This window comes from Arthrobacter sp. ISL-5 (assembly GCF_018613835.1).
Lineage (GTDB): Bacteria > Actinomycetota > Actinomycetes > Actinomycetales > Micrococcaceae > Arthrobacter.
The window spans coordinates 98,704-117,831 of the sequence record NZ_JAGGPM010000007.1 but is presented as its reverse complement, the minus strand read 5'-3'; the positions used below and the strand labels follow the sequence as shown (position 1 = coordinate 117,831).

The following is a 19,128-nucleotide window of genomic DNA, read 5'->3' as shown; positions in this document are numbered from 1 at the left end:
TGGTTCAGCGGACGGCCGGCAGTGCGGCAGCGTTGGTGGCGGACCCGACGGAATCTGCGAGAGCTTTGGCATCCGACCCCACGGAATCTGCGTGAGCGTTGGCGGCGGGGGCCTTCGCCGCGGCGATGGCCATGACGGCCAGGCCCAGCAGCGTGATGCCGGCACCGGCCCAGATGGGCGACGTGTAGCCCAGGCCGGCGCTGATGGTCACGCCGCCCAGCCAGGCGCCCAGGGCGTTGCCCACGTTGAACGCGCCGATGTTGGCGCCGGACGCGAGGGTGGGGGCGCCGTAGGCGTATTTCATGACCCGCATCTGCAGGCCCGGGACGGTGGCGAAGCCGAAGCCGCCCATCAGCACCATCGAGGCAATGGTCAGGGGCTGGTTTCCGGCCGTCAGGGCGAAGGCCACGAGAACCAGCACGAGGACCGACAGAACGACGAGAAGCGTGCGGTCAACGTTCCGGTCGGCGGCCTTGCCTCCGAGCGTGTTGCCGATGAAGAGGCCCACGCCGAACACGATCAGCAGCCACGGAACGGTGGAGGCGGAGAATCCGGAGATCTCGGTGAGGGTGAAGGCGATGTAGGTGAAGGCGCCGAACATGCCGCCGTAGCCAAGGATGGTGACCAGGATCGACAGCCAGACCTGGCCTGAGCGGAATGCACGCAGTTCGCTCCGCAGGCTGCCGGACGCGGTGTCGCCGTGGCCGGCCTTCGGTACGAGGGCCAGGATGCCGGCGAGGGCCAGTACGCCGATGCCGGTGATGGCCCAGAACGTTGAGCGCCAGCCGGCTGCCTGGCCCAGCATGGTGCCGAAGGGAACGCCCAGCACATTGGCGGCGGTCAGGCCGGTGAACATGATGGCGATGGCTCCGGCCTTCTTGGTGGGCGCCACCATGCCTGCTGCCACCACCGCGCCGATGCCGAAGAAGGCGCCGTGCGCCAGGGCGGCCACGATGCGGCCGATCATCATGGTCCAGTAGTCGGGGGCTGCGGCGGAGATGAGGTTGCCGGCGATGAACAGGACGAGCAGGACGGCCAGCACGGGTTTCCGCTCAAAGCGGGTCACCGCGGCGGTCAGCCCCAGCGCTCCGACCACGACGGCGAGCGCGTAGCCGGAGATCAGCCAGCCGGCCGAAGCTTCGCTGACCCGGAAGTCTGCGGCTACTTCGGGCAGCAGGCCCATGATGACGAACTCGGTGAGTCCGATGCCGAACCCGCCGAGGGCGAGGGCAATCAGGCCAACAGGCATGGAGTCGCTCCTTAGGAAGCTGTACGGAATGGGGTAGGGCGCGTACGCTAGTAGTTGCAGACGCGTTATTCATTGTTGCACAAGCAGATACACCGCGCAAACAACTAATTATTTAAGCTGCCCCGCTTTAAGTGCCGGGCATGCTGAAGGAGGAGAACGATGGGCATCAAGGACGACGCCGTGGAAGTGCGCGCGCAGGGATGGCGAACCCTGGCGGCGCTGCACGGCCTGATCGAAGCGGAACTCGAACGCTCGCTGCAGGCCCAGGCGCAGCTGTCCGTCGTGGAGTACACGGTGCTGGATGCGCTCAGCCGGCAGGACGGCTGGCACATGCGCATGCAGCAGCTGGCCCGGGCAACGGCGCTGAGCGCGAGTGCCACGACGCGGCTGGTGAACCGGCTGGAGGACCGCGGGCTGCTGACGCGCATCCTGTGCGCCGACGACCGCCGCGGCATCTACACCGAACTCACGGGCAACGGGATCAAGCTGCTAGAGGAGGCACGCCCCACCCACGACGCCACCCTGGAACGCGCCCTCGCCGAGGCCCAGGACGTCCCCGAGCTGGCGCCGCTGGTGGACGCCCTCCCCCGGCTGCAGGCCGGCGTCTAGCCGCTGCGAGGTAGCCGCCCGCACGTACGAAAGCCCCGCCCCATGACGACCCAACTGACTCGCATTAGAGGTCGTTATGAGGGCTCAAAACGACCTCTAATGCGAGCTAGTTGGGTGATTCGGGGCGGGGCTCTGTAGCCGCCGGACTTATTTCGCGGCGAGCTGCTTGAAGTAGGGCGGTGGCTACCGTGCCTTGGCGATGTAGTTGTTCATCGTGTCGAGCTGGTAGCGGGAAACGTCCGCGGCGTTCTCGTCTTCGGCGAATACGCTGGACACCATGACCGTGTTGTCACGGTCCAGGAAGCCGATTTCCTGCAGGCCGCCGAAGAACTCTTCCCAGTTGACGTCGCCGTCGCCGATCTTCAGGTGCTGGTGCACGCGCACCGGGTTGCCGGGCGGGTTGGTGATGTAGCGCAGGCCGTGCGAGGCGTGGTGGTCCATGGTGTCCGCGACGTGGACCAGGCGGAGCTTGTCCCCCGCGGCGCGCATGATGTCCAGGGGCGCGTTCTTCATGTGGAAGCTGTGCGAGGCCACGTAGACCAGGCCCACGTTCTTGGAGTTCAGGCCGCGGATGACGCGGATGGCGGCCAGGCCCTCCTCCACGAAGTCGTCCGGGTGCGGATCGATCAGGAGGTCGATGCCTTCGCGCTCGATGATGGGCAGCAGCTCTTCCATGGAGCGGTAGAAGGCACGCTCGGATTCCTCGGCCTTCTCCGGGCGGCCGCTGAATTCAGTGTTCATGGTGCTGACGCCCAGGTCCACGGCGATCTGGATGGCGCGCTTCCAGTAGCGCACGGCTGCTTCGCGGGCGTCCTCATCCGGACCGGACCAGCGGAGCACGGGGAGGATCGAGGCGATCTCGATCCCGGCGTCCTTGCAGGCCTTGTTGAGCTGGCCCACCAGTTCGTCGTCGGCCTTCGGGTGGTTGTAGAACGGGATGAAGTCGGCGTGCGGGGTCATCTGCATGTACTTGTAGCCGAGGTCCGCCACCACCCGGGGGAATTCGAGCAGGCTGTGCGAGTGGTGGAACGGGGTAGGGTCAAGTGCGATTTTCACGTGGAACACTCCATTGTGGATCAGTCAGTTGTGCGTAGGACCGGAACGACGGGAAGGGGCCGGCCAGGGCCAGCCCCTTCAACTTCTTCCTAGCTGTAGAGGGCGGGCTTCGCGTTCAGCTTCACGGCGACCTTTTGGCCGTTCTTCTGAGCTTCGACGCCGGCTTCGCAGCATGCTGCGGTGGCGTAGCCGTCCCAGGCGGTGGGGCCGCCGATTTCACCGCGGGCCGCAGCGTCCACCCAGGACTGGATTTCGACGTCGTACGCCGCGCCGAAACGCTCTTCGAAGCCGGGGGTGACGTTGCCGCCCCAGCGGCCGGCGCTGCGGGTGTAGGGACCCTTGTCGCCGCCGATGTTGACGATGCCGTCTTCGAAGGAGGCCTGGGTGGCCACTTCGTAGCCGAACTTGGCGTTGACGTAGATTTCGACGTCGGCGAGGACTCCGGATTCGGTCTCGATCAGGACGTGCTGGGGATCGTGCTGGCCGGCCGGGGCATTCCTCGTGGCCTTGCCCAGGCGGACCTGGACGCTGGTGATTTCCTCGCCGGTGAAGAAGCGGATGGCGTCGAACTCGTGCACCACCGAATCGTTGATCAGCATCTCGTTGGTGAAGCCGGCAGGGGTGGTCGGGTTGCGGTGCTGGTGGTGCAGCATCAGCAGTTCGCCGAGGTCGCCCTCGCGGATGATGGAGCCGAGCGCGGCGTATTCGGCGTCGAAGCGGCGCATGAAGCCCACTTGGATGCGCTTGCGGCCCAGTTTCTCCTCGGCCTGGACGATCTTCCAGGACGATTCGGCATCCGGAGTGAGCGGCTTTTCGCAGAGGATGGGGATGTCCTTCGCGATTGCCCTGAGCAGGATGTCCTCGTGCAGGAAGCCGGGCGTGGCGATCAGGACGGCGTTGACGTCACCGTTGTTGAGGGCCTCCTCGGCATCGGCCAGGGCCACCGCGCCGGGGATGCCTTCGATGGCGGCCTGCGCACGGGCGAGGTCGACGTCGACGACGGCGGCGACTTCAGCGCCGTGGATGCGCGTGTTGAGCCGCTGGATGTGGTCCGCGCCCATGCGGCCGGCGCCGATGACGGCGACGCGAAGGGTTTCAGTCATTGTTTTTTCCTTACGTTTCAGGTGCCTGGCGGCCGTTAGTTGACGGCCGTGCGGGAGCCGCAGGACAGCAGGTAGTTGCGGGTGCGCTTGGCGATCGGCATGGGAACGTCGAAGGCCACCGGGTACATGTCCTGTTCCACGATGCCGAAGATGGGGCGGTTGAGGGCCTCCACGGCCTCGATGACGGCGCGCAGGTCCGGCAGCCCGTTCGGCGGCTCGGTCATGACGCCGGCGAGGTTTGCCGCGGCCCAGGTCATGTTCTCCTCATTGACCTTCTTGAGGATGTCCGGGTTGATCTGCTTCAAGTGCAGGTAGCCGATGCGGTCCGGGTAGTTCTTGATTAGCTCGAGGCTGGAGGCTCCGCAGTATTCGGCGTGGCCCGTGTCCAGGCACAGGTTCAGGTACTTCGGGTCCGTGGCACCCAGAAGGGTCTCGATGTCCTCCTGCGCCCCGACGTGGGAATCTGCGTGCGAGTGGAACTGCTGCTTCAGCCCAAAGTCCTCGAGCAGTGTCTTGCCCAGGCGGTTGTGCCCGGCGAAGAGGTCACTCCAGGCCTTCTCCGTGAGCTGGCCGCTTTCCACCGCTTCGCCGGTGACGTCATCGCGCCACATTGCCGGGATGACCACGATGTGCTCGCCGCCCATGGCGGCCGTGAGCTCGGCTACCTTGCGTGCCGGTTCCCAGGCCGTCTCCCACTGGTCCAGCCCGCGGTGGAAGGCGGTGAAAACCGTTCCTGCGGTGACCTTCAGGTCGCGCTGCTTGAGCTCCTCCACCAGCCGCGCGGGGTCGTTCGGCAGGTAGCCGTACGGGCCCAGCTCGATCCACTTGTAGCCGGACTCGGCCACTTCGTCGAGGAACCGCTCCCACGGGGTCTGCTTGGGGTCGTCCGGGAACCAGACTCCCCAGGAGTCCGGTGCCGTGCCGATGATCAGCTTGTTTTCTACTTCAGTCATGACAGCTTTGTCTTTCTCTTGTCGACTTGCACTGGCCTATGTTGGAGTCCGTGGGAACGGGCTCAGTCTCGCCGCCCGCGGCCTTCTGTGTCGTCGTCGGCGCGTCCGGGAACGGCGTCCTCTCCCCCGGCGAGTTCGTCCGGGAGCCCCTCTGCGATGCCGTCGTGGCGCACGGCGTGGCTGTCGTCGGCGTGGGAGGGGAAGTTGTAGGAGGCGCCGGAGGCGTGGGTGGGCTCGGGCCAGCGGGAGGTGACCACCTTGCCGCGGGTGTAGAAGGACACGCCTTCGGGGCCGTAGATGTGCTTGTCGCCGAACAGCGAGGCCTTCCAGCCGCCGAAGGAGTGGTAGGCCACCGGGACGGGCAGCGGCACGTTGATGCCGATCATGCCGACGGTCACGGAGCGCTGGAACTTGCGGGCGGAGGCGCCGGAGGAGGTGAAGATGGCGGTGCCGTTGCCGTACGGGTTGGAGTTGATCAGGGCGATACCGGCGTCCAGGTCCTCGACGCGGACCACCACGAGGACCGGTCCGAAGATTTCCTCGGTGTAGGCGGTCATTTCGGTCTTGACGTGGTCCAGGACGGTGGGCCCGACCCAGAAACCGCCTTCGTGGCCGGGGACCACCAGGTCGCGGCCGTCCACGACCATGACGGCGCCGGCCTGCTCGGCCTCGGTGACGATCCTGATGATGCGTTCCTTGGAGGCGGGGGTGATGACCGGTCCCATTTCGGCGTCGGGTGCTGTGCCGTTGTCGACCTTGACGGCGAGGGCACGCTCTTCGACCTCCTTGACCAGCAGCTCCGCGGCGTCGCCGACGGCGACGGCCACGGAGATGGCCATGCAGCGTTCGCCGGCCGAGCCGAAGGCCGCGGCGGCCAAGTGGTCCGCCGCGTTGTCGAGGTCGGCGTCGGGCATGATAATGGCGTGGTTCTTCGCGCCGCCCAGGGCCTGGACGCGCTTGCCGTGCTTGGTGGCGGTCTCGTGGACGTACTGCGCGATCGGGGTGGAACCGACGAAGGAGATGCCGTCCACGTCCGGGTGGGTGAGGAGGCCGTCAACGGTTTCCTTGTCGCCGTGCAGGACCTGGAAGACGCCGTCGGGCAGGCCGGCCTGCTTCCACAGCTTGGCCAGCAGCATCGAGGCGGAGGGGTCGCGCTCGGAGGGCTTGAGGATGAAGGCGTTGCCGGTGGCGATGGCCATCGGTGCCATCCACAGCGGCACCATGACCGGGAAGTTGAACGGGGTGATGCCGGCGACGACGCCGAGCGGCTCGCGGAAGGAGAAGACGTCGATGCCGGTGGAGACCTGGTCCGAGTAGTCGCCCTTCAGGAGCTGCGGGATGCCGCAGGCGAACTCGATGACCTCCAGGCCGCGTCCGATCTCGCCCTTCGCGTCGGAGAGGACCTTGCCGTGCTCGGCGGTGATGAGCTCGGCGAGCTCGTCAACGTGGGAGGCGACGAGTTCGCGGAACTTGAACAGCACCGCGGTGCGCTTGGCCAGGGAGATGTCGCCCCAGGAGTCGGCGGCCTTGCGGGCCGCCGCGACGGTGTTGTCCAGGTCGGCCCGGTTGGCCAGCCGCAGCTCGCCGCTGACCGCGCCCGTGGCGGGGTTGTAGACCGGCTGGGTCCGGGTGCCTTCGCCGGCAGTCTCGGCGCCGTTGATGAAGTGGTTGATCGTGGTGGTGCTCTGGTCAGTAATGGCAGTCATGGGACTCTTCCTTGAGTGGTCGAAGGGTGCTGTTGTTCGCTAGGGCGTTCAGCCCAGCAGCTTGCGCTGGCGGGATTTGTGGTCAACGTAGGTTTGGAAGGCCTGCCGGGTGGACTCCAGTTCGGAGACCTGAGAGACAGGCACGTCCCACCAGGATTCGGAGCTCGGGGCGTCCAGCAGCGGATCCGATTCGACGTGGATCAGGATGGGGCCGCCGCGTTCCGGTGCCGCCTTGGCGTCGCGGATGGCCTGCTCCAGCTCGGCGATGACCTTCTCCTCCGGTTCGATCCGGATCACCTTCACGCCGAGGCTTTCGGCGTTCAGGGCCAGGTCCACCGGAAGGGTTTCGCCTTCGTCGAAGCTGTGCTGCTCCTCGTTCAGGGCCCGGTACTGGGTGCCGAAACGCTGTGAACCCAGCTGTTCGGACAGCGAGCCGATGGAGGCGTAGCCGTGGTTCTGGATCAGGACCACGATGAGCTTTATGCGTTCGGCGACGGCGGTGACCAGTTCGGTGTGCATCATCAGGTAGGAGCCGTCCCCCACCATCACGACGACGTCGCGCTGCTCGCCGCCGGCTGCGGCCTCGGCCAGCGCTGCGCGCTTGACGCCCAGGCCGCCGGGGATTTCGTAGCCCATGCAGGAGTAGGCATATTCGACGTGGTAGCCGAAGGGGTCACGGACGCGCCACATCTTGTGCAGGTCGCCCGGGAGCGAACCTGCGGCACAGATGACGACGTCCTGGGCGTCCATGGCCCGGCTCGTGGCGCCGATGATCTCGTTCTGCGCGGGAAGCGGGGTGAACCGGGTGTCGAACGCCTCGTCCACCGTGGCGTCCCAGCGCTTCTTCTCCGCGGCGACCTGCTGTTCCAGGTCGGCGCCCACGCGGTAGCCGCCCAGGGCCTGGTTCAGCTTGATCAGGGCTTTGCGTGCATCGGCCACGATCGGCAGCGACGTGCCATGCTTGTAGGCGTCGATGGCGGCGACGTTGATGTTGATGAACTTGACGTCCGGGTTCTGGAACGCGGTCCGCGAAGCGGTGGTGAAGTCCTCGTAGCGGGTGCCGATCCCGATGATCAGGTCCGCCTCCGCGGCGATGGCGTTGGCCGCCGTCGTGCCGGTGGAGCCGATGGCGCCCAGGGAGAACTTGTGGTCCCAGGGCAGGACGCCGACGCCGGCCTGGGTGTTGCCCACCGGGATGCCCGTGAGCTCGACGAACTTCGCGAGTTCGTCGTTGGCGTAGGCGTACAGGACGCCGCCGCCGGCGATGATCAGCGGGCGTTTCGCTGCGCGGATGGCCTCGGCGGCGCGGCGGATGTCGTCGTCGTCGGCCTCCGGGCGGCGGATCCGCCATTCACGTTCGGCCAGGAATTCCTCGGGCACGTCGAAGGCCTCGGCCTGGACGTCCTGCGGCAGCGAGATGGTCACCGCACCGGTCTCGGCCGGATCCGTGAGGACCCGCAGCCCGTGGTGGAACGCGGAGAACAGCTGCTCGGGCCGGGAGACGCGGTCGAAGAACTTGGACAGCGGACGGAAGGCGTCGTTGACCGTGATGTCGTGGGCGTAGGGCTGTTCGAGCTGCTGCAGGACCGGGTCCGCGGCGCGGGTGGCAAAGGTGTCGCTGGGCAGCAGCAGCACCGGCAGGCGGTTGGTGGTGGCCAGCGCAGCACCGGTGAGCAGGTTCGAGGAGCCGGGCCCGATCGAGGTGCTGATGGCGAAGGTCTGGCGGCGCCGGGTGTGGCGGGCGTAGCCCACAGCCTGGTGAGCCTGCGCCTGTTCGTTGCGGCCCTGGTAGTAGGGCATGATCGTCGGGTCGGCGGCCTGGTACTGCTTCAGTGCCTGGCCGACGCCGGCCACGTTGCCGTGGCCGAAGATCCCGAACATGCCCGGGATCAGGCGCTCCCGGTAGTCCTCGCTGGCGATGCGGTCAACGGTGTACTGCTTGGAGAGGTACTCCACCACGGCCTGGGCCACGGTCATTCGACGGGTTCCTGCTGCAGTGCTCATTCCCATGGGAGGTTACTCCGATACTTCTGTGGTGTGCTTGAGGATGGAGGCAGCCGCGGCCACGGCGCCGGCAACGTCGCCGTCCTGCGGGTACAACAGGGTCCGGCCGACGGTAAGTCCCTGCACGCCAGGAAGCGCGAGCGCGGCTTCCCAGGTGGCGAAGACTTCGTCCTGCGTTCCCTCGGGGTCCCCGCCCAGCAGCACTGTGGGCATGGTGGTGGCGGCCATTACCCGTTCCATCTCTGCCACGACCGGCAGCTTCATCCAGGTGTAGGCGCTCGTGGAGCCCAGGCCCTCGGCGATGGCGATGGACTTGATCACCGCGTCTGTGGACAGGTCGTTGCGGACCCTGCCGTTCTCGCGGACCGAGAGGAACGGCTCCACCATGGCGATCAGCTTGCGCTCGGCGAGCGAATCGATGGCCTTGGCCGTTGCCTCCAGCGTGGCCACGGTGTCCGGGTCCTCGAGGCAGATCCGGGTCAGCATCTTGCCGCCGTCGGCTCTCAGCGCTTCGAGGGCCGCGGCTGTGTGGCCGGTGAAGCGGTCATCGAATTCGTTGACCAGCCCGGTGAGTCCGCCGCGGTTCATCGAGCCGAACAGCAGCTTGCCGTCCAGCGCGCCGAGCAGCAGCAGGTCATCCATGATGTCCGGCGAGGCCAGCACGCCGTCCACGTCCGGGTTAGCCAGGGCAATCCGCAGCCGGTCCAGGAGCTGGCGGCGGTCCGCCATGGCCACCGGATCGCTGCCGACCGCGAGGGCGCCGCGGGCCGGGTGGTCGGCGGCAACAATGAAGTTCTGTTTGCCGGATTTGGGGCCGGGGTGGCGGCGCCGCGCCTTGGCGGCGCGCGCGACGGCGTCCGGATCTTCCAGGCGGATGGTGCTCAGATGCGCGTAGCGGCGGGGGTCGTCGTCCACCGCAAGGGTGGCGGTACCGGGGTTGAGGCTCACAGGGCCGCTCCTTCGGGGGCGAGTTGGCTGGCATCCTGGCCAGGGACCAGGCGTCCGCGTTCGGCCAGCAGCGAGGTGACCTCGTCCGGCGTCGGCATGGCATCGGCGCAGGACAGGCGGGAGGCGACGATCGCGCCGGCGGCGTTGGCGTAGTCGAGCACCTGGGCCAGCGGCCAGCCGGACAGCAGTCCGTGGCAGAAGGCGCCGCCGAAGGAGTCACCTGCTCCGAGTCCGTTGACGGTCTCCACCGGCACGGGGGCGGAGACCACGCGCTCGGTGCGGGTCTTGGCCATGACGCCTTCCGGGCCAAGCTTGACGACGGCGATTTCCACGCCGGCGGCCAGCAGCCGGTCCGCCTGCTCGTCCGGGGTTCCCTCGCCGACGGCGACGGCGCATTCCTGATCGTTGCCGATGGCCACAGTGACGTGCGGCAGGACCTTGGCGACCTCGGCGCGGGCTTCCTCCTCGGAGGCCCAGAACATGGGGCGGTAATCGAGGTCAAGGATGGTGTACTGGCCTTCGCGCAGCTCGGTGCGGGGCCGCGCCTCGTGGGCCTTGATGTGTGCTTCACGGCTGGGCTCCTGGCACAATCCCGTGACAGTGGACCAGAAGATCCGTGCGTCCCGGATCGCATCCAGGTCCAGCTCTTCGGCTTTGATCTGCAGGTCCGGCGCAGTCGGGAAGCGGCCGTAGAAGTACAGCGGAAAATCGTGGGGCGGCTTGATCGCACAAAAGGTTACTGCTGTGGGGTATTCCGCCACCGGCGTGACAAACGAGTCGTCCACGTTGAACTTGCGCAGTTCGCGGTGCAGGTAATTCCCAAAGGCGTCAGCACCTGTGCGGGTGATGACGGCCGTGCGGCGGCCATGACGGGCAGCGGCCACCGCGACGTTGGACGGGGAGCCACCGAGGTACTTGCCGAAGGACGTCACGTCCTCCAGGTCCACCCCAATGTCGTTCGGGTAAATATCAACGCTGATGCGCCCGATCGTGAGCAGTTCGTGGGTCACGGTGATCGTGGACCTTTCTGTTTGAACTCTGTACCTCTAACAGCCGAACGGCCAAGGCTACGGTGCCTCGCGGCCCCCGTGAGCGGGACCACATCCACTACTTTGCCCTAGAATTCATGTCCTGTCAAAGGTTTGTACTGACATATTTACAACTTGCATTTGGACTGAAAACCGCCTGAAAAAGCCCTCCGTGAGCGGTGGCTGGCGGCCCGCCGGCGGGCTACTTTTTGGGCACCGCAAGCTCGCCCGTGACGTACTGCGCACGGCCGAACCCGAATGACCAGTCGCCGGCCGTATTTTCGACGTAGCCAATGAAGACGTTCTCGCCGGCAACGCCGAGTTGTCCGAGCCGGTCCGCCACGGCCGCGAAGAGGGACTGCTTGGCTTCCTGGCTGCGGCCGCCCTGGGTGAAGATCTGGATCATGACCACGTCCGCCGTGCGCTTGAAGCCCAGGCCAGCATCCTGTGCAACGATCTGCCCGGCGGGATGCTCGGTCAGGATATGGAAATAGTCGCGCTCGGGAATGCCGTATTCGGCCAGGATGGCGTCGTGGATGCCCCGACTTAGATTGCCCAGCTCTTCCGGACTGCGGCCTGCATTGACGTCGATTCGAACCAGTGGCACGCTTTGCTCCTTTGATAGTTTGTCCTGACATACTATCAAACTACTGCGGATGGCGCATAGGGCTGTGGGGGCGTTTTAATGGCGCACGACGGCGGGCGGCCACCTTCCGGAGAAGGTGACCGCCCGCCGTCGTACTTTTGGAATTAGGGCCGGTGCGCCGGAATCACTTGGCGAGCAGCTCGTCCAACCGCTCGTAGCCGTCGCTCATGCCGCCCTCCATGCCGGACTGGGCCATGCCGTCGCGGGCTTCCATGCTGGGGTAGACGGAATGGCCCCTCACCCTGGAGCGGCCGCCGTCCAGGTCCTCGAAGTTCATGAATTCGATGCTGACAATGTCCGGGTAGCCGCTGAATTCGAAGGTCTGGATGGCGAAGTCGTTCTCGCGGACGGTGTGGAAGATGCCGCTGAACGCATAGGTCACTCCGTCCGGACCGGTGTGGTTGTAGAGGTAGGTGCCGCCGGAGCGGAAGTCATAGTGGTCGATATCGATATTCGTGTTCCGCGGGCCCAGCCACTGGGAGATCAGCTCCGGCTCCTTGTGGGCGCGGAAAACGTCCGCGACCGGGAAATCGAACTCCCGCTCCCAATCGATGAACGGGACGCCGTCAGGAACGGTGAGTTTAAGCGCGTTGCTCATTTTCTGTCCTTTTGACTGCTGCCGCCGTGGGCGGCGTTGGAGTGGAGCACGGCATCGAGGCTGCGGAACTGCGCCTCGCGGACCAGCCGGTACTGGTCGATCCACGCGGTGAGCGCTTCGAGCCGTGCGGGATTCAGGTGGACGGGCCGGCGCTGGGCATCGCGGCTGCGCGTGACCAGCTGCGCCTGCTCGAGGACCTGGATGTGCTTCGAGACCGCCTGCTTGGAGATCGCGAAGGGTTCAGCCAGTTCATTGACGGTGGCGGGCCCCCGGCTGAGCCGGGAGATGAGGCGGCGCCGGACCGGATCGGAAAGCGCCAGGAAGGCCGCATTCAGAAGGTCGTCGTCGTTGCCCGTGTCCACTGTCACTGCCCTTGCTTGGTGTTACCTGTTGCCAATCAATCCAATGGTGCTAATCAACCTAATGGTTTATCAACCTATCGGTTGTTAACCAGCGTAGACCCGTGCCAGATTCCGCGCAAGGGGTGGCCCAACTAGCTCGCAGTTGTGGTCGTTTTGAGGGTCCAAAACGACACCTATTGCGAGCCAGTTGGGTTAAACGAAGAACGCGGGGTCACGCTTCGCCAAACCCACCAGGTGGATAAGGCGAAGCGCGACCCCGCGTTGCTTTGAGGGAGCTTAGAGGGCTGCGTAAACTTCGCGCAGCAGCGTGGCGGTCTCGGACGGCGTCTTGCCGACCTTCACGCCTGCAGCCTCAAGGGCTTCCTTCTTGGCCTGTGCGGTACCGGCGGAACCGGAGACTATGGCGCCGGCGTGGCCCATGGTCTTGCCTTCCGGCGCGGTGAAGCCTGCCACGTAGCCGACGACCGGCTTGGTGACGTGGGCCTTGATGAAGTCGGCCGCACGCTCTTCGGCGTCGCCGCCGATTTCGCCGATCATCACGATCGCCTTGGTTTCCGGGTCAGCTTCGAAGGCTGCCAGGGCGTCGATGTGCGTGGTGCCGATGACGGGGTCGCCGCCGATGCCGATGGCGGTGGAGAAGCCCAGGTCGCGCAGTTCGTACATCATCTGGTAGGTCAGGGTGCCGGACTTGGAGACCAGTCCGATGGGGCCCTTGCCCGTGATGTTGGCCGGGGTAATGCCAACGAGGGCCTCGCCGGGCGTGATGATGCCGGGGCAGTTCGGCCCGATGATGCGGGTGACCTGGTTGCCGTCGGCATCGACCGTGGACTGGGCCAGTGCCCAGAACTCGGCGGAGTCCTGGACCGGGACGCCTTCGGTGATGACGACGACCAGGCCGATGCCTGCCTCGATGGCCTCAACCACGGCGTTCTTGGTGAATGCCGGGGGTACGAAGACGATGGAGACGTCGGCGCCGGTCTCAGCGATGGCTTCCTTGACGGTGCCGAAGACGTTGATTTCCTTGTCGCCGTGCAGGACGGTGGTGCCAGCCTTGCGGGCGTTGACGCCACCCACGATGTTGGTGCCGGCCTTGAGCATGAGGGCGGTGTGCTTGGTGCCTTCGCCGCCGGTGATGCCCTGGACGATGACCTTGGAGTCCTTGTTCAGATAAATAGACATGTTTTCTTTCCTAGATCTCGACAGGCTCGATCAGCGGGCTGCGTTGGCGAGCTCGGCGGCCTTGTCGGCGCCCTCGTCCATGGTGGCGGCCAGGGTGACCAGAGGGTGGTTGGCCTCGGCCAGGATGCGGCGGCCTTCTTCGACGTTGTTGCCGTCGAGGCGGACAACCAGCGGCTTGTTGGCGGAGTGGCCCAGTTCGGCCAGTGCGCCCACGATGCCCTTGGCCACGGCGTCACAGGCGGTGATGCCGCCGAAGACGTTCACGAACACGGCCTTGACCTGCTCGTCGCCCAGGATGACGTCCAAGCCGGCTGCCATGACCTCGGCGGACGCTCCGCCGCCGATGTCCAGGAAGTTGGCGGGCTTGACGTTGCCGTGCTTTTCGCCTGCGTAGGCAACGACGTCAAGCGTGGACATGACCAGGCCGGCGCCGTTGCCGATGATGCCAACTTCGCCGTCGAGCTTGACGTAGTTGAGGTCCTGCGCCTTGGCCTTGGCCTCGAGCGGATCGGCAGCGTCCTTGTCTTCCAGGAGCGCGTGCTTGGCGTGGCGGAAGTCCGCGTTCTCGTCCAGGGTCACCTTGCCGTCGAGGGCAACGATGTCGCCTGCGCCGGTCTTCACGAGGGGGTTGACCTCAACGAGGGTTGCATCTTCCTTCTTGAAGACGTCCCAGAGCTTGAGGATGACGGCGGCGACTTTGCCGCGCAGTTCCTCAGCGAAACCGGCTTCGGCGACGATTTCGTCGGCCTTGGCCTGGTCGATACCCACTGCGGGGTCGATGGCAACCTTGGCCAGCGCCTCGGGGCGTTCGACGGCGAGCTGCTCGATTTCCATGCCGCCCTCAACCGAGCACATGGCCAGGTAGTTGCGGTTGGCCCGGTCCAGCAGGACGGAGAAGTAGTATTCCTCGGCAATATCCGCACCCTGGGCGATCATCACCTTGTTTACGGTGTGGCCCTTGATGTCCATGCCCAGGATGTTGGTGGAATGCTCCAGAGCCTCATCGGCGGTCTTGGCGACCTTAACGCCGCCGGCCTTGCCTCGGCCACCGACCTTAACCTGTGCCTTGACGACAGTTACGCCGCCGATCTTCTCGGCAGCTGCCTTTGCTTCTTCAGGGGTGTGCGCCACGATGCCAGCAAGCACGGGTACACCGTGCGCCTCGAACATATCGCGCGCCTGATATTCAAACAGGTCCACGGTTTAGTGTCCTTCTACGTCGAAGTAGTTTCTGTACAGCCGGACCCCACGTAATCGTGGTTACCGGGCTGCGGAATAAACGCCCCCTGCGGCAGGTTGGGAAACGAGCCGCACGGCGCAATGCTCCTCTCGGAACTCTAGTCCTTTCTGCGGACAGGCCCGTTCCAGAGTACCTGTTATGTGAGTAAGGACACTATTCTATGGAACGTAGAAAAACCGCATGATTACGGGGATTTTGGAGCCTTGGAGGGCGCCGTGGAGGCCTTTTTGCCGCCGCCGGAGATGAGTTCGTAATGATCGCGGCTGACGAAGAACGCAGTGCCTCCGGAGACGTTCCCACAGGCCACCCCGGCGTCGTACGCAGAGCACCGCAGGCCGTTGCGTTCCAGGTTTCCGCCCTCGGGAAGGACGGGCAGCTGCGAGATCGGACCGGTGCGTGACCCCAGGGGCCCGTATTCGGATTCCATTTGTGTGACGCCGGACCGGCACTCGCCATACCCGGCCCGGTCAGGCGTAAGCAGGGCGGTTCCGCCCAGATAGCCCAGGCCGGTCCCCGAGCAGTCGTCCTTGATGTCCGCGGTTTGGGGCGCGGGGTAGACCGCGAGCTCGCAGTGCGCTGCCGGGACCGTGGCCAGTTTCCGGTTGGCGGCGTCGCCGAAGTTGTTCCGCTCATAGGGCAGATTCACGTGCGGCCCGCGCACTGAGGTCAGCGTGCAGACCACGTTCCGGTCCGCCGTGACGAAGGCCAGGGCGTCCTCCCCCGCGGAGAATGCGCTGGCATCGGACAGCGGGGCCTGCTTCAGCTGCTCGAGGGCGGGCAGCGGTGGCGGGGCGGTGTATCCAGGATCCGGCACGGTGACGGTGCAGCCGGTGACAGCCAGCAGGCCGGCGGCCGCAACCGCAGCCGCCCAACGAACGGCCAATCGAACCGCCATGGTCAGGCGTCGAGTTTGGTGAGCGGCGCGTAGCGCAGCAACAGCCGCTTCTCGCCGACGTCGAACTTCACCTTCGCCACGGTCTTGTCCCCTGCCCCTTCGACTGCCAGCACCGTGCCGTTGCCGAAACTGGTGTGGTTGACCTTGTCCCCCACGCTGACTGCGACGATTTCCTTCTGCGGCTGGACGCGGTTCTTTGCGACGGCGGCGGGAACGTCCGCGTTGAAGCCCGCCGATGAATCGGCTGCGGCACCGCGCGACGTCCCGGCTCCCCAGAATGATCCGCCGTACCGGTTCGAGCCGATCGGCCCCCCGCTCCCCCAGCCGCCGGTCTGCCGGCTGGTGCCCTCGCGCTTCCATTCGACAAGTTCGGACGGGATTTCTTCGAGGAACTGGCTGGCCGGGTTGTACTGGCTCTGGCCCCACATGCTCCGGACTTCCGAGCGGGTGACGTACAGCCGCTTCCGGGCACGGGTCAGGCCCACATAAGCCAGCCGGCGCTCCTCCGCGAGCTCCTTGGGATCGGTGGCCGACCGCTGGTGCGGGAAGAGGCCGTGCTCCATGCCGGTCAGGAACACCACGGGGAATTCAAGGCCCTTGGCCGTGTGGAGGGTCATGAGCGTGACCACGCCCAGCCGTTTGGCTTCCGCCACGGCGGCATCGATGTCCGCGCCCGGGGCATCCGGGATCTGGTCGGCGTCAGCCACGAGGGAGACCTGCTCCAGGAAGGCGCCGAGGGAGCCCTCCGGATTCTCCTGTTCGTATTCACGCACGACGGCGATTAGTTCGGCGAGGTTTTCCACCCGGGACTCGTCCTGGGGATCGGTGCTTGACCGCAGCCCTGCCAGGTACCCGGTCTGTTCCAGGACGGCTTCGAGGGCGGCAGCCGCGCCGGAGCCGCTGGCCACCTCGGCGAGGTCGTCCAGGAGCTTCACGAAGCCGAGCACGGCGTTGACCGAACGGGTGGCCATGCCGGGCGCCTGGTCGGCACGGCGGGCAGCCGCCATGAACGAACTCCGTTCACGTTCGGCCAGGGCGGCAACGGCGCCCTCGGCGCGGTCGCCGATCCCGCGCTTGGGTTCGTTGAGGACCCGGCGGAGATTGACGTCGTCGTCAGGGTTGACCAGGACACGGAGGTACGCGAGGGCGTCCTTGATTTCCTTGCGCTCGTAGAAGCGCGTGCCGCCCACCACCTTGTAGGGCAGGCCGACGCGCACCAGGACGTCCTCGATGGACCGCGACTGGGCGTTGGTGCGGTAGAAAATGGCGACGTCGCCGGGGCGGAGGTTGTCCTCGTCCTGCAGCCGGTCGATCTCCTTGGCGATGAACTGGGCTTCGTCGTGTTCGTTTTCGCCCACGTAGCCGATGATCTTGTGGCCCTCGCCCTCCGCCGTCCACAGCCGCTTCTCGGGCCGGTTCGGGTTGCGCGAGATGACGGAGTTGGCCGCGCTCAGGATGTTCTGGGTGGACCGGTAGTTCTGTTCGAGCTTGATGGTGCGGGCATCGGGGTAGTCCTCCTCGAACTCCACGATGTTGCGGATGTCGGCCCCGCGGAAGGCATAGATGGATTGATCGGAATCGCCCACGACCGTGAGCTCGGCTGCTTCCGGCCCCTCGCCGACGATTTCCCGGACCAGCGCGTACTGCGCATGGTTGGTGTCCTGGTATTCGTCCACCAGAACGTGCCGGAAGCGGCGCCGGTAGGAATCCGCCAGCGCCGGGAACGCCCGGAACATGTAGACGGTCTCGGCGATGAGGTCGTCGAAGTCCATGGCGTTGGCCTGGCGGAGCCGCTGGGTGTAGCCCTTGAAGACATCGGCCACGGCCTGCTCGAAGGGATCGTTGTGGTTGGCCGAGGACGAATATGCGTCCGCGTCAATCAGCTCGTTCTTGAGCGCTGAGATCTTGTGCTGGATGGCCTTGGGCGCGAACTTCTTGGGATCCAGGTCCAGGTTCTTGGCCACGAGCGTGATGAGCCTGAGGGAATCGGCGGAGTCGTAGATGGAGAAGTTGGATTTCAGCCCCACGTTGGCGGCTTCGCGGCGCAGGATCCGCACGCAGGACGAGTGGAACGTGGAAATCCACATGGTCTTGGCCCGGGCGCCCACGAGCGCCTCGATGCGCTCCCGCATTTCGGCGGCAGCCTTGTTGGTGAACGTGATGGCCAGGATCTCGCCATGGTGGGCGCGCCTGGTGGCAATCAGGTAGGCGATCCGGTTACTGAGTACGCGAGTCTTGCCTGAACCCGCGCCCGCCACGATCAGGAGCGCACTGCCGGCGTGTTTGACGGCCTCTTCCTGCTGAGGATTCAGGCCCTCCAGCAGCGCGCCGGCATCCGGCAACTGCGGCCGGGCAGCCCAGTCACCAGGCCGGCCCCCACCTGTATGGCCGCCGTCTGCGGGACCGCCACCTGCATGGCCGCCACCTGCGGGACCGGCGGCCGGACCGGTTGCGTGTCCCCCCCGCCCGGGACCGCCACCGCCAAATTCGACGGGCGCCTGCCCGGATTCGGGGCGCGACTTGGTAAGGGCGGCGGCGCGGGAGCCTGCCTTGAACGGACCGTCAGCGTACGGGTCAAACAACATATCCATGGTGACTACAAGTCTAGGCGGTGGGGCTGACACTGCATTCCGCCCTGTGGATAAGCCCCGACGCCACCCTTGGAGACCGCGCAGCGGGCTAGTCCACAGAACCTGACTCAAGGGCCGCACGCAGCTGGTGTACCGCCGTCGCGCCTCCTGCCATGAACCACTCGAGCCCGTTCACGTAGACGCTTCCGGTGGCGCCGCCGGCGGCGAGGACAATCGCCTTCCCCGGCAGCCAGTCCCATTCCGGGCAGCTGTGCTGGAACCAGCAGCCAAGTTCGCCGTCCGCCACGCGCCCGAGATCGCAGGAGCCGGACCCGAACATGCGCAGCGTGGCGGCAGAGCTGGCGGCGGCGTGCCAGGGCATGGCGCACATCGGATCCGCCAGCCATCGCGGGTGGATGTAGGTGGCGGCACCGATCTGGGAAAGCTCGTCGGCGCCGCGGTTAGCCCCGTCCGACGCGAACGTGGTGACGGGATCGCCGTTGAGCGTGGCGGCGCGGCCCGTGCCGCCGAGCCACAGCTTGTCTTCCTCGGGCTGGAAGATGGCTCCCAGCAGCACGTCGGATTCATCCTTGAGGGCAATCGCGGAGCACCAGTAGGTGGAACCGTGAAGGAAGTTGTAGGTTCCGTCCACCGGGTCGATGACCCAGGTCCGGCCGCTGCTTCCGTGGACGGCAGCACCTTCCTCGCCGAGGACGCCGTCGTCCGGCCTGCAGCGGCGCAGCTGCTCCAGCACGTAGGCCTCGGCGGCGTGGTCAGCGGCTGTGACGACGTCGGAGACGGACGTTTTGCGCTGGGCGTCGAGCCCGCCCTGCCGCATCATCAGTGCCAGCATTCCCGCCTCGCGGACCAAGGCGGAAGCCAGGTCAAAGTCGTCGAGCTCGGGGCTCAGGTTGGCGGCGCTGTGTTTACCCAGTTTGTGTCTTCCTAGTTCGGTCACGGTCCCCAGCCTATCGGCGCGACT

16 protein-coding genes and 1 pseudogene are annotated in these 19,128 nt (G+C 66.1%); 1 reads left to right on the top strand and 16 read right to left on the bottom strand.

What is annotated here, in order from left to right:
• Positions 1–4 precede the first annotated feature (4 nt).
• Positions 5–1,249: an MFS transporter gene (locus tag J7I89_RS04505; protein WP_251044915.1), complete on the bottom strand. Its 1,245-nt coding sequence runs from the start codon at positions 1,247–1,249 to the stop codon at positions 5–7.
• Between the two features lie 159 nt (positions 1,250–1,408).
• Here J7I89_RS04505 and J7I89_RS04500 point away from each other — a divergent pair, with 159 nt between their 5' ends.
• Entirely contained in the window at positions 1,409–1,858 is a 450-nt protein-coding gene (locus tag J7I89_RS04500) for a MarR family winged helix-turn-helix transcriptional regulator (RefSeq protein ID WP_214967660.1), read from the top strand.
• Between the two features lie 183 nt (positions 1,859–2,041).
• On the opposite strand, the gene J7I89_RS04495 is transcribed toward J7I89_RS04500, so the two are convergent.
• The 15 genes and pseudogenes from J7I89_RS04495 to J7I89_RS04425 all read right to left on the bottom strand — a co-directional run bounded on the left by J7I89_RS04495 (position 2,042) and on the right by J7I89_RS04425 (position 19,104).
• Entirely contained in the window at positions 2,042–2,914 is an 873-nt protein-coding gene (locus J7I89_RS04495; RefSeq protein ID WP_214967657.1) for a sugar phosphate isomerase/epimerase family protein, read from the bottom strand.
• A gap of 89 nt (positions 2,915–3,003) precedes the next feature.
• Positions 3,004–4,017, bottom strand: a complete 1,014-nt coding sequence (locus J7I89_RS04490; protein WP_214967654.1) for a Gfo/Idh/MocA family protein — start codon at positions 4,015–4,017, stop codon at positions 3,004–3,006.
• Between the two features lie 35 nt (positions 4,018–4,052).
• The gene (locus J7I89_RS04485; protein WP_214967652.1) at positions 4,053–4,970 is read right to left on the bottom strand and encodes a sugar phosphate isomerase/epimerase; all 918 of its coding nucleotides are present in this window, start codon (positions 4,968–4,970) and stop codon (positions 4,053–4,055) included.
• 191 nt (positions 4,971–5,161) lie between these two features.
• Positions 5,162–6,676: pseudogene (locus J7I89_RS04480) on the bottom strand (CoA-acylating methylmalonate-semialdehyde dehydrogenase); the annotation flags it as partial.
• Between the two features lie 48 nt (positions 6,677–6,724).
• Positions 6,725–8,680 (bottom strand): 3D-(3,5/4)-trihydroxycyclohexane-1,2-dione acylhydrolase (decyclizing), encoded by a 1,956-nt coding sequence (gene iolD / locus J7I89_RS04475; protein WP_251044914.1) that lies wholly within the window; start codon positions 8,678–8,680, stop codon positions 6,725–6,727.
• Between the two features lie 12 nt (positions 8,681–8,692).
• Entirely contained in the window at positions 8,693–9,628 is a 936-nt protein-coding gene (locus tag J7I89_RS04470; protein ID WP_214967649.1) for a deoxyribose-phosphate aldolase, read from the bottom strand.
• Positions 9,625–10,638: a 5-dehydro-2-deoxygluconokinase gene (gene iolC, locus J7I89_RS04465; RefSeq protein ID WP_214967647.1), complete on the bottom strand. Its 1,014-nt coding sequence runs from the start codon at positions 10,636–10,638 to the stop codon at positions 9,625–9,627. Before iolC ends, J7I89_RS04470 begins: the two co-directional genes overlap by 4 nt.
• Positions 10,639–10,858: 220 nt before the next feature.
• Positions 10,859–11,263, bottom strand: coding sequence for a tautomerase family protein (locus tag J7I89_RS04460; protein WP_214967645.1), 405 nt, complete (start codon positions 11,261–11,263; stop codon positions 10,859–10,861).
• A gap of 163 nt (positions 11,264–11,426) precedes the next feature.
• Positions 11,427–11,900, bottom strand: a complete 474-nt coding sequence (locus J7I89_RS04455) for an SRPBCC family protein (RefSeq protein ID WP_214967642.1) — start codon at positions 11,898–11,900, stop codon at positions 11,427–11,429.
• Entirely contained in the window at positions 11,897–12,262 is a 366-nt protein-coding gene (locus J7I89_RS04450; protein ID WP_214967728.1) for a helix-turn-helix transcriptional regulator, read from the bottom strand. The genes J7I89_RS04455 and J7I89_RS04450 overlap by 4 nt, the downstream gene beginning before the upstream one ends.
• 276 nt (positions 12,263–12,538) lie before the next feature.
• The gene (sucD, locus tag J7I89_RS04445) at positions 12,539–13,441 is read right to left on the bottom strand and encodes a succinate--CoA ligase subunit alpha (protein WP_214967641.1); all 903 of its coding nucleotides are present in this window, start codon (positions 13,439–13,441) and stop codon (positions 12,539–12,541) included.
• 30 nt (positions 13,442–13,471) lie between these two features.
• The gene (gene sucC, locus J7I89_RS04440; protein WP_214967639.1) at positions 13,472–14,641 is read right to left on the bottom strand and encodes an ADP-forming succinate--CoA ligase subunit beta; all 1,170 of its coding nucleotides are present in this window, start codon (positions 14,639–14,641) and stop codon (positions 13,472–13,474) included.
• 224 nt (positions 14,642–14,865) lie between these two features.
• A complete protein-coding gene (locus tag J7I89_RS04435) occupies positions 14,866–15,576 on the bottom strand; it encodes a hypothetical protein (RefSeq protein WP_214967637.1) in 711 nt (236 codons plus the stop codon).
• 2 nt (positions 15,577–15,578) lie between these two features.
• Complete coding sequence (pcrA, locus tag J7I89_RS04430; protein WP_214967634.1) at positions 15,579–18,167, bottom strand: DNA helicase PcrA; 2,589 nt, start codon at positions 18,165–18,167, stop codon at positions 15,579–15,581.
• Between the two features lie 88 nt (positions 18,168–18,255).
• Positions 18,256–19,104: an inositol monophosphatase family protein gene (locus J7I89_RS04425; RefSeq protein ID WP_308159803.1), complete on the bottom strand. Its 849-nt coding sequence runs from the start codon at positions 19,102–19,104 to the stop codon at positions 18,256–18,258.
• Between the last annotated feature and the right edge of the window lie 24 nt (positions 19,105–19,128).